Annotated in this window: 14 protein-coding genes; 11 read left to right on the top strand and 3 right to left on the bottom strand. The window is 42.5% G+C overall.

What is annotated here, in order from left to right; all coding sequences use genetic code 11:
- The first annotated feature begins 79 nt into the window (after window positions 1–79).
- The 6 genes from AC1DO4_RS05085 to AC1DO4_RS05060 all read left to right on the top strand — a co-directional run bounded on the left by AC1DO4_RS05085 (window position 80) and on the right by AC1DO4_RS05060 (window position 5,916).
- Entirely contained in the window at window positions 80–1,519 is a 1,440-nt protein-coding gene (locus tag AC1DO4_RS05085; protein ID WP_477413573.1) for a DUF6624 domain-containing protein, read from the top strand.
- A 215-nt stretch (window positions 1,520–1,734) separates the two neighbouring features.
- A complete protein-coding gene (locus AC1DO4_RS05080) occupies window positions 1,735–2,250 on the top strand; it encodes a hypothetical protein (protein WP_477413571.1) in 516 nt (171 codons plus the stop codon).
- 259 nt (window positions 2,251–2,509) lie between these two features.
- Window positions 2,510–3,904, top strand: a complete 1,395-nt coding sequence (gene fumC / locus AC1DO4_RS05075) for a class II fumarate hydratase (RefSeq protein WP_477413569.1) — start codon at window positions 2,510–2,512, stop codon at window positions 3,902–3,904.
- Between the two features lie 66 nt (window positions 3,905–3,970).
- Window positions 3,971–4,582 carry a fumarate hydratase gene (locus AC1DO4_RS05070; RefSeq protein ID WP_477413567.1) on the top strand — a complete coding sequence of 204 codons (612 nt, stop codon included), beginning with the start codon at window positions 3,971–3,973 and terminating at the stop codon, window positions 4,580–4,582.
- 2 nt (window positions 4,583–4,584) lie between these two features.
- Window positions 4,585–5,379 carry a S1/P1 nuclease gene (locus tag AC1DO4_RS05065; protein WP_477413565.1) on the top strand — a complete coding sequence of 265 codons (795 nt, stop codon included), beginning with the start codon at window positions 4,585–4,587 and terminating at the stop codon, window positions 5,377–5,379.
- 99 nt (window positions 5,380–5,478) lie between these two features.
- Window positions 5,479–5,916, top strand: a complete 438-nt coding sequence (locus AC1DO4_RS05060) for a low molecular weight protein-tyrosine-phosphatase (protein WP_477413563.1) — start codon at window positions 5,479–5,481, stop codon at window positions 5,914–5,916.
- Window positions 5,917–5,991: 75 nt separating this feature from the next.
- Here AC1DO4_RS05060 and AC1DO4_RS05055 read toward each other — a convergent pair whose 3' ends face one another.
- The gene (locus AC1DO4_RS05055; protein WP_477413561.1) at window positions 5,992–6,498 is read right to left on the bottom strand and encodes a GNAT family N-acetyltransferase; all 507 of its coding nucleotides are present in this window, start codon (window positions 6,496–6,498) and stop codon (window positions 5,992–5,994) included.
- A gap of 327 nt (window positions 6,499–6,825) precedes the next feature.
- On the bottom strand, window positions 6,826–7,032 hold the full coding sequence (locus AC1DO4_RS05050; protein ID WP_477413559.1) for a hypothetical protein: 207 nt from the start codon (window positions 7,030–7,032) through the stop codon (window positions 6,826–6,828).
- 26 nt (window positions 7,033–7,058) lie between these two features.
- On the opposite strand from AC1DO4_RS05050, the gene hisS reads away from it, so the two are divergent.
- The 5 genes from hisS to AC1DO4_RS05025 all read left to right on the top strand — a co-directional run bounded on the left by hisS (window position 7,059) and on the right by AC1DO4_RS05025 (window position 13,160).
- Window positions 7,059–8,507 carry a histidine--tRNA ligase gene (gene hisS / locus AC1DO4_RS05045; protein ID WP_477413557.1) on the top strand — a complete coding sequence of 483 codons (1,449 nt, stop codon included), beginning with the start codon at window positions 7,059–7,061 and terminating at the stop codon, window positions 8,505–8,507.
- 93 nt (window positions 8,508–8,600) lie between these two features.
- Window positions 8,601–9,029, top strand: coding sequence for an IS200/IS605 family transposase (gene tnpA, locus AC1DO4_RS05040; protein WP_477413555.1), 429 nt, complete (start codon window positions 8,601–8,603; stop codon window positions 9,027–9,029).
- Window positions 9,030–9,397: 368 nt separating this feature from the next.
- Window positions 9,398–10,003, top strand: a complete 606-nt coding sequence (locus AC1DO4_RS05035) for a DUF4142 domain-containing protein (RefSeq protein ID WP_477413553.1) — start codon at window positions 9,398–9,400, stop codon at window positions 10,001–10,003.
- 95 nt (window positions 10,004–10,098) lie between these two features.
- Complete coding sequence (locus AC1DO4_RS05030) at window positions 10,099–12,522, top strand: zinc-dependent metalloprotease (protein WP_477413551.1); 2,424 nt, start codon at window positions 10,099–10,101, stop codon at window positions 12,520–12,522.
- A gap of 245 nt (window positions 12,523–12,767) precedes the next feature.
- Complete coding sequence (locus tag AC1DO4_RS05025; protein WP_477413549.1) at window positions 12,768–13,160, top strand: hypothetical protein; 393 nt, start codon at window positions 12,768–12,770, stop codon at window positions 13,158–13,160.
- Window positions 13,161–13,225: 65 nt separating this feature from the next.
- Here AC1DO4_RS05025 and AC1DO4_RS05020 read toward each other — a convergent pair whose 3' ends face one another.
- Entirely contained in the window at window positions 13,226–14,128 is a 903-nt protein-coding gene (locus AC1DO4_RS05020) for a nucleotidyltransferase family protein (RefSeq protein WP_477413546.1), read from the bottom strand.
- Window positions 14,129–14,145 lie beyond the last annotated feature (17 nt).

Genomic DNA, 14,145 nt, shown 5'->3' with positions numbered 1-14,145 from the left:
AATCCGGCTTACACTCGTTTTGAGAAAAATTATTCCTAATTTGATCGCTTCCCACAACCGGACTTTAAATTAATAAAGGATGAAAATCTTGAATGCAACACTTGTAGTAGCCACTTTGTTGGTAAATATAAATGCATTTGGACAGTCGGCGATTGATTCGACAGAAAAAATCAACTGGATTAGGCAATTGAATAGCAATGAAATCAGTTTAAGAACAAGAGGTACATATTGCAAGGCTTCGGCTGGCTTCGCGTTATATATGTCTAACACTAAATCAATACAAGTTCCTTATTGGGTATACGTACCTAAAAGTTATCAACCAGATGTAAAAACTCCGCTGATTGTTTTTCTTCACGGTGGTGTTACGGGTAGAGCCGGTTTTAGTGATCATAGTTACGCATTAACGAAAGAACCGATATTTTCCTTAGCCAATAAATATGGTTATATCGTTTTATACCCTTTTGCCAAAAACGATTTTGGTTGGGTAAAACAACCTGATGCATTTGGGCATATTTTGATTGATATCAAAGAGGTTAAGCAAAAATATAATATCGACAAGCAAAATATCTTTTTAGGTGGTATGTCAGATGGCGGATCAGCAACCTTTTGGTTTATCACGAATAAAAAGAAAATATTTAAGTCATTCTTTTCTATAAGCGGTTATCCAAAACTATATAATCAAAAAATCAATTTTAAAAACATTACTAAAAAACGGTCATTACATTCAATTAATGCGATTGACGACGACTTAATGTCTTTTAGTAAACTTAAATTGGTTTATAAGCAGCATAAAAGTGAAGCTGAGGGCTGGGATTTCGATTCTGTAAGAGTTGGTGGTCACGGATTTATATATGATAACGAAGGTGTCAAATATATGGATGACGTATTGAATAAACTTTCCGCTCAGGCGATGTTTCTTTCGAACAACAAGATCAAATTCAACAACTCTATCAATTTGCTGGATAGTATTTCAGTGAACGATCAGTTTTACAGGGTTCAGATGGGCAATATCAGGGAAGCATACGGTGGAAATTCGGATCAGATGAAGCATTTGGTAAGGAAAATCAATGAAACCGATTCCCTCAACCTCCTCACGGTTATTCGGATAATCGATAATTACGGTTGGCCAGATCCTAATCTTGTGGGTTCCGAACGCACGCACACGTTATTTATGGTCATACAACATTCGGATTTAAAAACGCAGCAAAGGTATCTTCCTTTGTTACGCGCAGCAACCAACAATAGAATGCTAAGCCCCGCCAGCCTTGCTTTATTGGAGGACAGGGTGGCACTCAGAGAAGGGCGAAAACAGATTTATGGAAGCCAGATATCCTGGAATTTAAAGACCAACAAGTATATGATGATGCCATTAATGGACCCGGATAATGTTGACAAAAGAAGAGCGCAAGTTGGGCTGGAGCCTTTGACATATTATGTAAAAGATTGTTGTAACATGGCATGGGATGTGGAGCAATACAAAAAAGAACAATTTTTGCATCAGAAAAACGAAAAGGATTAAAGTTTAGTTATACCGAATTTACTTACTGTAATAAAATACCTGTAGCACTTTGAGTATCAAACTTACTGTTGCAATCCTTGATCAAACCCAGTAAGTGGCCCTCATAAAATAAATCTCTCGTAAATAGCATCTGAAAATGTAATATTTAGCTGCTTTTTATTAATATTATAAAAATTAAATGAAATCGATAATAATTAGTTTACACTGTAAATAAGATGAAAAAACTCTACTACCTGCCGTTATTTGTGCTGATGCTTGCGGCATCGGCTAAAGCCCAAACTAATTGGGTAACTAAAAAGCTGGACGAAAAACTATCGGTAAAATTCCCTGTCGAACCACAGGTAGTGAAGAAGAACGGCTTTGATAGCTATCTCGCCAAAGGAAACGATAGTGTTAAATATAGTACTACCGTGATGGATTATCAAGTTGTGGTCCATTTAGATTCGGCCACTCTGGCCCCAATGAAAGATACCCAAATATTTGCTGATCAATTGGGGAAGGGTATAGCGTCCAAAAAGCCAAACTATACCTTTGGGGGGGTTACAATAGGCAAGTGGAATACTTATACCACTTATACCATGTCCGCATCTGAAAACACCAATAAAAGTACGTTATTGATGCGAATGATATTAATTGGCAGCAAAATGTACGCACTCTCGTGCCTGATACCCGCTAACCTTGTCACCAAAAATAACGAAGTGTTTTTGGGTTCGACCGAGATATTGAAATAAAAATGGCCTCGTGCCACCGCTGAAAAAATAAGGGGAACACTAACAAGTATACAAATGATCGTTGACAATAATGGTGGCGCAAGCGAGTCGTTTGGCCAACGTAATATTTACCTGTTGATTCAGAATAGAGTATAAAAATCGTAATCCAGCTGGTGGTCGGCGTTATTTAAAGGCCTCCCCCACATCACAAAAAGATTACCATTTCCTCATCTCCCGCATCAGATAAAAACATAACTTTGCCCCTGCAAAATTTAATGCTATGAGTTTCAGAACCGAACACGATACCATGGGCGAGGTACAGGTACCTGCCGATAAATACTGGGGAGCACAAACAGAACGTTCACGCAACAATTTTAAAATTGGTCCGGAGGCATCTATGCCAAAAGAGATCATTGACGCGTTTGCCTATCTGAAAAAAGCTGCCGCTTATACCAATACTGATCTTGGCGTACTATCTGCCGAAAAACGTGACTTGATAGCACAGGTTTGTGATGAAATACTGACAGGTGCATTAGCATCAGAGTTTCCGCTGGTGATCTGGCAAACAGGTTCGGGCACGCAATCAAACATGAACGTGAACGAGGTGGTGGCCAACCGTGCGCACGTGTTACAGGGTAATAAACTGGGCGAAGGCAAAACCTTTATCCATCCCAATGATGATGTGAATAAATCGCAATCATCAAACGATACTTACCCAACGGCCATGCACATCGCGGCGTATAAGATCCTGATGGATGTAACCGTCCCGGGAATTGAAAAATTGCGTGATACTTTGCAGGCTAAGGTTGAAGCCTTTAAATCGGTAGTGAAAATCGGCCGTACCCATTTAATGGATGCTACGCCGCTTACTTTAGGCCAGGAGTTTTCTGGCTACGTATCACAACTAAACCACGGTTTAAAAGCCCTGCGTAATACTTTAGATCACTTATCTGAGCTTGCCCTTGGCGGTACAGCCGTAGGTACCGGCATCAACACCCCAAAAGGCTATGATGTTAAGGTGGCCGAATACATTGCCCAGTTCACCGGCCTGCCATTTATTACCGCAGAAAATAAATTTGAAGCGCTGGCTGCTCATGACGCCATTGTGGAAAGCCATGGTGCTTTGAAACAGATAGCTGTATCATTAATGAAGATAGCCAATGATATCAGGATGCTGGCTTCGGGTCCGCGTTCTGGTATTGGCGAGATCCATATTCCCGATAACGAACCGGGTTCATCCATTATGCCGGGCAAGGTTAACCCAACCCAAAACGAGGCCGTTACCATGGTAGCTGCACAGGTGATGGGTAACGATGTAACCATCTCTATCGGCGGATCCAACGGTCATTATGAGCTTAACGTATTTAAACCGGTTATGGCTGCCAATTTCCTGCAATCGGCAAGGTTAATTGGTGATGCCTGCGTATCGTTTAATGATCATTGTGCGGTTGGTATCCAACCAAATTACGATGGCATCAAAAAGCACCTGGAAAACTCGCTGATGCTGGTAACCGCGCTTAATCCGCATATAGGCTATGAAAACGCAGCCAAAATTGCTAAGACTGCTTTAAAAGAAAATAAATCGTTACGCGAAGCCGCCATTGGTTTAGGTTTGTTAACCAACGAACAGTTTGACCAATGGGTTAGGCCCGAAAATATGATAGGTAGTTTATAAGCCTCACCCCAAACCCCTCTCCTAAAGGCGAGGGGCTTTTTATTTACTGCTTTGATTAGCAATTGTATGCCAAAACCCTTTAGCTTTTACCTTTCAGCTTTCACCTCAAAAAAGGCTTTCAGCTTTCAGCCTTTGGCTTTCAGCAAAAAAAACTTTTACCCTTCGCCTCCTGCTTTCCGCTCAAAAATTAGCCTTACTGCTTTCGGCCTTCTGCTTTCGGCTTTTAGCTCCTGCTCCATGAATCCCGACGTTCAAAAACCGGGTGTTAAATATTTGCAGGGTGAGTGGCGGCAGGATACCGTACCGGCGCAAAAAAAACTGGTTACTTATTCGCTGTACGATCTTAAATTCAGCTGCGATTCTTTTTTGATGAAGATAAGCACCGTAAGCAAAGTAAATTATGGGGCCGATACCTGCATGAACAGCGGCCATTGGACCGAGTACATCCGCGGTACCTATGTGCAAAAGCAGGATACGCTGCACCTTAAAGGCCAGTTTTGCAATGCTGATGGCAGTTATAAGGACGAGAAAAGCTGTTTCCGCTATGGTGATTACGAGGAGTTTTATAAGGTGAAGCAAAAGGCGGACTCTTTAATTGAATTTACCAGTACATCCAATGTAATACCCATTTACGCGCGTTTAATTAAAAGAACAAGTTGCATCCCAAAACCACTATGAAAATGAGCACTAACTTTTTCAAAAAGATCATCCTTTTTGTAGCTGTATGCTACATCCCATTGCAAGGCATGGCATGGGGAACCAACGGTCACCGTATTTGCGGGCAGATAGCAGATAGCTATTTAACCCCAAAAGCACGCAAGGCTATCCAGGCCATCTTAGGTAACGAATCAATCGCTATTACCAGCAACTGGGCCGATTTTATTAAATCAGATCCGGCTTACGGCTACCTGTACAACTGGCATTTTATCGACATGGATAAGGCTTATACCTACCCCGAGCTGCAAACCTATTTAAAAGCAGACACGGCTACAGACGCTTACACCAAAATGAATTTTTTGATTGTCGAACTAAAGAAAAAAACTACCACCAAAACCAACAAATTGCTTTACCTGCGTATGCTGATTCATATTGTGGAGGATGTTCATCAGCCTTTTCATACAGGCCATACCAGCGATAAGGGCGGCAACGATTTTAAAGTACAGTGGTTTGGCAAGGATGGCAACCTGCATTCGGTTTGGGATAGCCAGCTGATAGATAATCAGCAATTAAGCTATACCGAATACGCTGCATGGATAAACCACACCACGGCTGCGCAACGTGCTACCCTGCAAAAAGACCCGATTAGCAAATGGCTTTTTGAAAGCAACCAGCTGGCCGAAAAATTTTATGCCGACATTAAACCAGGCGATAACCTGAACTACAAATACAATTTTAGCCACATAGGCACCCTTAACCAGCAATTGCTTAAAGCAGGCGTACGTTTGGCAGGAGTGTTGAATCAGATATTTGGTTGATTTTGGAGGCGAAAGGTAAAAGGTTAAAGGCAAAAGGTTAGGCAAGTCTGATCCAAAAAACCTTTCGCCTTTTACCTTTCACCCTTTACCTTAAAGAGAATGAAAATACTAATGGTTTGCCTCGGCAATATCTGCCGTTCGCCGCTGGCCGAGGGGATTATGCAGCACCTGAGCAATGAACAGGGCCTTGGATGGGAAATTGATTCGGCAGGGACCGGTAACTGGCATGTAGGCGAGGGGCCCGACAGGCGGTCGACCCGCACTGCGCGTAATCATGGTATCGATATCAGCAACCAGGTTTGCCGGTTATTCAGGCAAAGTGATTTTGAGGAGTTCGATCACATATTTGTGATGGATAAATACAACCTGGGCGATGTCCTCGATATGGCTGGTAATGATGAACAGGCCCAAAAAGTAAAGCTGTTATTGGGCGACAAAATAGTACCCGATCCGTATCATGATGATACCCTGTTTGAGCCTGTTTTTACACTGATTGAAGGCGGCTGTAAGGATATTATCAGGGCATTGACAAAGTAGCCCCCTCTAAATCTCCCCCGGAAGGGGAGACTTTTGATTTGCAAGTTTTTTAAAGTCCTCCCTACCGGGGAGGATTTAGGAGGGGCTCGTCACCCTAAAAAACGGCAGATCCTCTCCATACCAAAAAGCTTCACCGCGGCGCTCAAACCCGGCTTTAGTTAAAACCTTTTGTGATGCAAGGTTATGGGGATGTGTTACTGCGCAAATCTCCACCAGGCCAACTTTATTTAAACCATAATTAACCAAAGCTATAGTAAGTTCGGTAGCGATCCCCTGGCCCCAGTATTTGAGGTGCAACCGGTAACCCAATTCAATACTATTGCTGTCAGATTCGCTGGGTCTCAACATGCATACACCTATGAAATCATTGTCGGTCGCATTAAATATTCCCCAGCGACCCAGGCCCGTTTTGTTTTTATAATCCCTAAGCGTATCCTTAAAAACCTGCTTGCTTTCTGCCGGGGTACGTTTTTTTACATATTGGGTAAGGCGTTCGTCCTCATCCATCAAAAGCGAAAGTTGTTCGTCGGCAGCAATAAATTCACGTATCAGCAGGCGGGGCGTTTGGGTGATAATATTCATGGTTTTCAAAAATATATTAATTGGTGATTGGTAGGAATTGTATAAGGTAAAAAGAGTGTCATATAAAGGGGATGTGCGGGTTTGCCAACGTAATATTAATGGGTGTCGGCAGGTTAGGGGTTTTAAAGGCAGGGGTTGATGGCATGTTCAATTACCTGCATCGCTGTATTTTAAAGCCATTGCTTTGCTTGGAATTTTTTTGTTTTTTTTGTAAATTTGTATGCAAGCGCTACAGCCGGTTTTCAGTTGGCCATATTTGTTTCTTTTTGAAACTGACAAATATTCAAAAAAGAAAAATAAATACATAATCTATTTATTTACAGCTTGTTATGGTTGGATGTCAAAAATAAAAGGTGCGACAAAAGGCAACGGAAGGAGCTTGTAAGGTAACGCAAAGGTGCGCCAAAAGTGGCTGAAAGGTGCACCAAAGGTATGCCAACGGTGTATGTTTTTAAGGTGCTTTAAAATAGCTTTTTTTGACGTTTTTCCCGGCCGCCCGCAACCGGCAACACGCACCAGATTTACAAAACGCATAATTTGCTTTTTTGTACATTTGCCGCATGGCATCCATCAAACCATCCGTACCTAAAGGAACCCGCGATTTTTCACCTGTAGAAATGGTGAAACGTAACTATATTTTCGATACTATTAAAAGTGTTTTCCGTAAATACGGCTACCAGCAGATAGAAACTCCTACCATGGAAAACTCGTCGACATTGTTGGGTAAATATGGAGAAGAGGGGGATAAGTTGATTTTTAGAATTTTAAATAGTGGGGAGAAGCTTTGGGAGGCGGAAGTTCTCAAAGACGTAAAAAAAATATCTACGCCCTTTAAAGGACATGATGCAATTCATATTTCTGACATGCCTAAATATGTTTCTTTGAATAAAGAGCGTAATGAAATTCTTCAAAGCCTCTCAGAAAAAGCCCTACGTTACGACCTTACAGTTCCTTTCGCCCGTTACGTAGTACAACACCAGAACGAGATCACTTTCCCGTTCAAGCGTTTCCAGGTGCAGCCGGTTTGGCGCGCCGACAGACCGCAGCGCGGCCGTTATAGGGAATTTTACCAATGTGATGCCGATGTGGTTGGCTCCGACTCATTACTGAACGAAGCCGAGTTTGTATTGATTTATGATGAGGCTTTGGGCAAATTGGGCCTGAAGGATTTTACCATCAAGATCAATAACCGCAAAATCCTGTCGGGCATTGCCCAGATCATTGATAAGGCTGATAACATTATTGATCTTACCGTTGCTATTGACAAACTGGATAAAATCGGCCTGGACGGTGTTATAAAAGAACTATTAGAGCGTGGCTTTACGGAGGCCGACATAGAAAAAATAAAACCAGTTATTTTACTGGAGGGCTCCAACAGCGAAAAGTTGCAAAGCCTGCGCGAAGCCTTGGCCTCATCAGCAACCGGGCTCAAAGGTTGCGAAGAGATAGAAACGGTTTTTAAATACATAGAAAGCTGCCCGCTGCAAACCGCAAAGCTTGAACTGGATATAACCCTTGCCCGCGGCTTAAACTATTACACAGGCGCCATTTTTGAGGTTAAAACCAACGAAGCAGCCATGGGCAGCATCGGAGGCGGTGGCCGTTATGACGACCTTACCGGTATGTTTGGTTTAAAAGGTCTTACAGGTGTAGGCATCTCTTTCGGTGCCGACAGGATCTACGATGTGCTGGAAGAATTAAACCTTTTCCCAACCGCGGCAAACCAAAGCACCCAGGTGCTCATCTGTAACTTCGATAAGGAAGGCGAAACTTATGCCCTGCCTTTGTTGCAGCAGCTCCGCAGTCAGGATATCAATACAGAACTCTACCCGTCAGGAGCCAAAATTAAAAAGCAACTGGACTATGCCAATAACAAAAACATCCCCTATACAGTAGTAATCGGGGGCGATGAAATACAAAGCGGCCTGTTAACCTTTAAAGATATGGCCAGCGGCGTGCAGGAAAAATTAACAGCTGATGAGATTGTGAAGAGGATGGTAAAGAAATAACGATGTATTCCTCATAGCCCTCACCATAGCGATGGGTTTCAAACCCATCGCTATGGTGAGGGCTATGATATTAAACTTAAACCGATAATCACTATGCCTCAAAGCTATTCTGCACTGTGGGTTCATATCATATGGTCTACAAAAAACAGGGAGCCAATTTTGCACCCTGCCTTAAAAGCTGAAGTTTATAAGGCAATCAAGCTCATAACTAACGAGCACGAGATCTATCTCGATTGTATAAACGGAGTTGCCGATCATGTTCATTTGCTGGTTAGGTTACGTACAGATCAATGTGTTGCTGACGTTGTTAAAACCATTAAAGGAAATTCATGGGAGAACTTCAAGGATGATCCTGATAAATATGTGAGTTGGCAAGATGGGTTTGCTGCATTTTCTGTTAGTCCGGATAATTTAAAAAGGGTTAGAAGGTACATCTATAATCAGGAAAAACATCATATGAATAAATCTTTTACTGATGAAATCAAAGAGATTAAGGCTGGAATAAGGCTTTTGGAAAATTAACAAACACCGTTCCCAATAACGATGGGTTTTAAACCCATCGTTATTGGGAGGAACCGATATCTTCTTATATTGATGGATTTGCTGCATTTTCTGTCAGCCCGGATAATTTGAAACGGGTTAGAAGGTATATCTATTAGCAAGAAAAACATCATATGAATAGATCGTTTGCCGATGAAATCAAAGAGATTAAGGCCAGGTAAGACTTTTGGGAAATTAACAAACACCGTTCCCCATAACGATGGGTTTCAAACCCATCGCTATGGGGAGGAACGAATGTTCCAATACTAAATTAATATATTTTACAATTAAGAAAATAAAACTTATCTCAGTGAAATTTGTTGCCTATAAAAACAATATAAATCACTACTATGAAAAAGTTAAGTTTAATAGCGATGTTGGCAATTGCCGCCATGTCGTTCCAATCATGCGGCGGTGCCAAAGACAGTAAAGATGCTGCCGACAGTACAAATGCAGTTAAAGATTCATCAACAATGGCAGCAACCGACACAGCAGGCATTACCGGTGCACATGGTATAGCTGTTGATGAAAATGATGCAAAATTTGCTACAGATGCGGCAAACGGCGGCCTGGCCGAAGTGGCTTTGGGACAATTGGCCGGCGAAAAAGCTATGAATGCCAAGGTAAAGGCGTTTGGTGCCATGATGGTTACCGACCATACCAAAGCAAACGATGAGCTTATTGCTATTGCAAAGCAAAAAAACATTACTTTACCAACTGAACCTGATGCCGATCACCAAAAAAAGAAAGCCGATCTTGCTGCAAAGACAGGTGCCGACTTCGATAAAGCTTATGTAGATGCTATGGTAGATGGCCATAAAAAAGTAAAATCGATGTTTGAAGATGCCGCTAAAAATTGCAAAGATGCCGACCTAAAAGCATTTGCAGAAAAAACCTTACCTGTTATAAAAAGTCATTTAGCCGAAATTGAAGCGATCCAAAAAAGGATGAAATAATTAATGCTGATTTTATAAAATGACAGAGAGGGGGTAATTTTTACCTCCTTTCTGTTTTTATACCTATTTTAGGGCTTAACAATAAGTTGGCACCTATGAAAAAAGTTTACTTCCTCTTATTTCTCCTTTCTTTTTCCTTTTTTAATGTTAAAGCCCAAAAGGCAGATGAAATAGAAGCCAAAATTAAGGGCTTTACCAAATACACCGGGTATTTTAATTTTTATTGGGATGAAAAAACCGGGAAGATTTTTTTGGAGATAGATAAGTTAGACCAGGAATTTCTTTACGTAAACTCTTTACCTGCAGGCGTTGGTTCAAATGACCTGGGTTTGGATCGCGGCCAGATTGGTGATAGCCGGATTGTAAAATTTGTGAAAAGCGGCCCTAAGGTATTATTGATGCAACCCAATTACAGCTACCGCGCAATTAGTGATAATGCCGATGAACGTAAATCTGTTGCCGAAGCCTTCGCGCAATCGGCCATCTGGGGATTTACAGCTGTAGCACAGGACGGGAATAGGGTACTGATAGATTTTACGCCCTTTTTGCTACGTGATAACCATAAAATAGCCGATAGGCTGAACGATAATAACCAGGGAAGCTTCGGCTTTGATGAAAGCCGCTCGGCAGTATATCTGCCCAATACCAAAAGCTTTCCCGATAATTCTGAGTTTGAGGCTACCATAACCCTTACCGGCAAGGCAAAGGGGACCGAGATAAGCTCTGTAACGCCAGACCCAAATTCGGTTACGGTACGGATGCACCAGTCTTTTATAAAACTGCCCGATGGCAACTATAAGCTGCGCAAATTCGATCCCCGCTCCGGGTATTATAATGTGGAATACATGGATTATGCTACGCCCATAGATCAGCCGATTATGAAAAGGCTGCTAAGTCGTCATCGGCTCGTGAAAAAGGACCCTGCGGCTGCTATGAGCGAGCCGGTGAAGCCCATTGTTTATTATGTTGACCGCGGCGCCCCCGAGCCTGTACGCAGCGCCCTGATGGAAGGTGCCGGCTGGTGGAACCAGGCTTTTGAGGCAGCAGGCTATAAAAATGCTTTCCAGGTAAAACTGTTGCCCGAAGATGCCGATCCGATGGATATCAGGTATAATATTATTCAGTGGATCCACCGCTCTACCCGGGGATGGTCATACGGCAGCGGAATTACCGACCCGCGTACCGGCGAGATCATTAAAGGCCAGGTTTCGCTCGGTTCGCTGCGCGACAGGCAGGATTTTTTAATTGCCGAGGGATTGGTACAGCCTTATGAGGATGGCAAACCGGTAAGTGATAAAATGTTGCAGCTTGCCCTTGCGCGTTTAAGGCAGCTTGCGGCGCATGAAGTTGGGCATACGCTGGGCCTGCAGCATAATTTTACAGCCAGTGTTAATGGCAGGGCATCTGTAATGGATTACCCGCCGGCGGTGGTTAGTTTAAATGCCGATGGCACTATCGACCTGAGCAAGGCATACCGTAAGGAGATAGGCGAGTATGACAAACGAGCCATCCTTTACGGCTACCAGGATTTTGCGACCGGAACGAACGAGGACGAAGCCTTAAAAGGCATCGTCACCGAAACCATTAAACAAGGCTTTTTATTTATATCTGATGATGACGCCCGCCCCGCAGGCAGCGCACATCCGCAGGCACACTTATGGGATAGCGGTACCAATGCCGCTGATGAGTTGAATAGAATAATGGTGCTGCGTAAACACGTATTGGATAATTTTTCTGAAAAGGCAATTCGCCAGGATGCGCCTATGGCTACGCTGGAAGAAGTATTGGTGCCAATGTATTTGATCCATCGTTTCCAGGCTGAGGCCGCTTCAAAAATGCTGGGCGGTTTGTATTATACCTTCGCTTTAAAGAACGATGGACAGATCATCACTAAATTTGTGCCGCCAGCAGAGCAATGGAAAGCTTTTGCCGCGCTGATGGGCACCATAAGCCCTGATGCCCTTGCCCTGCCCGAAAAACTGATAGAAAAAATACCGCCACGGCCTATTGGTTATCCACGTACAAGGGAAACCTTTAAATCGCATACTGGCTTAACTTTCGACCCGATGGCGGCTGCAGAATCGGCTGCGGGCGCAACGCTATCGTTTATGCTGCAACCAGAGCGGGCAGCAAGGCTGATTGAATATCAATCGCGCGATAATACACAGCCGGGTTTGTTGCCTATATTGAATAAACTGGTGGCCCAAACCTGGAAAGCCCCGCAGCCAACCGGTTATAAAGGCGAACTACAACGATTGGTGAATAACTTAACGCTAAAACAGATCCTCACCCTGGCTGCTAATACCAAAGCATCAGAAAGTGTACGCAGTATTGCCCTGTTGCAGATTGATGAGTTAAAAAAATGGATGCAAACGAATTTGAATGCCGCAACTGACAGTCGTAAAGCCAATTTATTGTTCGGTTTGTCGCAGATCAGCCAGTTCGAGCGAAATCCTGATAAGTTTCAGCCGGCAGCAGTGTTGAATATGCCCGACGGATCGCCGATCGGGATGGATTAGGGGAGATCGTCATTTATTACCGACGAAAGTCAAAAACACGCCGATGAAAGCCGGATATTATGCTATGAAAGGTTAATTGGTTGATTATTAGTGTTTATATGCAGGTTTACCGATTGAAATAAGTTCTTGGTCTATAATTATATAACCGCCGTCTATTGCATTTTTTTGATGCTGAAAGATGTTGTTGATTTGAATATTGAAACAGAAAACAAAATTCAAAAACAATATTTAAAATCGAAAAGATCATGAAAAATTCAATCAAATTATCAGCATTACTTTTGTTATTAAGCGCAGGCATTTTTGGTGCAACAGCTGCAACAGCTGCAACAGCTAAAACACTTACCGAAGGATCAAAACCCGTTATAACATTATCTGCGATGAAGCAAGGCCGTGGTGTTGCAGTAAATGTGGTAAAGGCTGACGCCGGTAAATCAGTAGTAAAAGTGTATGACAATAACAGCCATCTATTAATAAAAGACTTTTTGCCAAATAAAGCTGTGGCTTCAAAAGGTTATGTTTTAACCGACCTTGAAAATGGTGATTACACCATTGAAGTTGCGTCAGACAATACCGTAGTTACAAAAAACATCCACATATATGATGAGGATCAAAAGAAAACTTTCTTTTTTGTTGACTAAGTTTAGCAATAGCTATAAAACTAAAAATCCCGCCATAATAAGCGGGATTTTTTGGTTTTATACTTTTAATCCCAAAGTTTTTCGGGATAGGTACCATTGGCTACCAGTTCTGATATGCTCTTTTGTACAATAGGCTTATCTTCTTTATAAGTTACTCCAAACCATTTTGATCCGGTAGGGATAACTTTAAACGATGCCGTACCTGTTTTTATCAGTTCATCTGCAACTAAAGGAATAAAGAACTCCGATTTTGGATTTTCTTCATTCGCGGCAACAAATTCCCTGAACATTTCCTCGCTTTGGCCAAAAACAGCAGGAGTAAAGCCCCAAAAGTTCATAGATACACGGGTATCATTGCTCAGTGCATGCTCGCCGGTGGCATCTTTATAGGCAACGCTGCCATCTTCTTTAAAGTAAACCTCGGTACGCTCGTTGATCTCGACCATGTTACCTTTATCATCAACTTTACAAACACCACGGGATACAGATCCATAGTCAGAAAGGGTTCTGTCTATCTGGTAACCTATCAGCGAATAGGTATCATCCGCAACTTCAGTGGTTAAAAATTTGGCCATTTTTTCAAACGAATCGTAACCATAAAAATCATCGGCATTAATCACACAAAAAGGTTCGCTTACCTGGTTGCGGGCAGCAAGTACCGCGTGGGCAGTGCCCCATGGTTTTGCACGTTCAATGATTTTATCGATACCGAAAGGTTTCAGATCAAAACTTTGAAAAATGTAGTCCGTTTCAATACGGCCTTTCAGTTTGGGTTCAAATATCGCTTTAAAATTGTCCGCAAATTCCTCGCGGATGATAAAGCCAACTTTGCCAAAACCTGCCTTAATGGCATCGTATATCGAATAATCGATAATTGTTTCTCCGTTGGGGCCAAAGCCGTCAACCTGTTTCATGCTGCCGTAGCGGCTGGCCATACCTGCGGCCAAAATAAGTAGTGTGGGTTTCATAGAGTGTGTATGTGGGG

It is taken from the genome of Mucilaginibacter sp. P5_A6 (assembly GCF_056400585.1).
Note: the sequence above shows the minus strand (reverse complement) of the source record. Positions and strands in the feature narration are given on the sequence as shown.

Bases quoted from the DNA above. Each gene is read 5' to 3' on its own strand.
- AC1DO4_RS05055 (WP_477413561.1), bottom strand. From the start codon at position 6,498: ATGAATATTATCACCCAAACGCCCCGCCTGCTGATACGTGAATTTATT.
- tnpA (WP_477413555.1), top strand. From the start codon at position 8,601: ATGCCTCAAAGCTATTCTGCACTGTGGGTTCATATCATATGGTCTACA.
- AC1DO4_RS05080 (WP_477413571.1), top strand. From the start codon at position 1,735: ATGAAAAAACTCTACTACCTGCCGTTATTTGTGCTGATGCTTGCGGCA.
- AC1DO4_RS05035 (WP_477413553.1), top strand. From the start codon at position 9,398: ATGAAAAAGTTAAGTTTAATAGCGATGTTGGCAATTGCCGCCATGTCG.
- AC1DO4_RS05020 (WP_477413546.1), bottom strand. From the start codon at position 14,128: ATGAAACCCACACTACTTATTTTGGCCGCAGGTATGGCCAGCCGCTAC.
- AC1DO4_RS05085 (WP_477413573.1), top strand. From the start codon at position 80: ATGAAAATCTTGAATGCAACACTTGTAGTAGCCACTTTGTTGGTAAAT.
- AC1DO4_RS05025 (WP_477413549.1), top strand. From the start codon at position 12,768: ATGAAAAATTCAATCAAATTATCAGCATTACTTTTGTTATTAAGCGCA.
- AC1DO4_RS05065 (WP_477413565.1), top strand. From the start codon at position 4,585: ATGAGCACTAACTTTTTCAAAAAGATCATCCTTTTTGTAGCTGTATGC.
- AC1DO4_RS05030 (WP_477413551.1), top strand. From the start codon at position 10,099: ATGAAAAAAGTTTACTTCCTCTTATTTCTCCTTTCTTTTTCCTTTTTT.
- hisS (WP_477413557.1), top strand. From the start codon at position 7,059: ATGGCATCCATCAAACCATCCGTACCTAAAGGAACCCGCGATTTTTCA.
- AC1DO4_RS05070 (WP_477413567.1), top strand. From the start codon at position 3,971: ATGCCAAAACCCTTTAGCTTTTACCTTTCAGCTTTCACCTCAAAAAAG.
- AC1DO4_RS05060 (WP_477413563.1), top strand. From the start codon at position 5,479: ATGAAAATACTAATGGTTTGCCTCGGCAATATCTGCCGTTCGCCGCTG.
- fumC (WP_477413569.1), top strand. From the start codon at position 2,510: ATGAGTTTCAGAACCGAACACGATACCATGGGCGAGGTACAGGTACCT.
- AC1DO4_RS05050 (WP_477413559.1), bottom strand. From the start codon at position 7,032: ATGCGTTTTGTAAATCTGGTGCGTGTTGCCGGTTGCGGGCGGCCGGGA.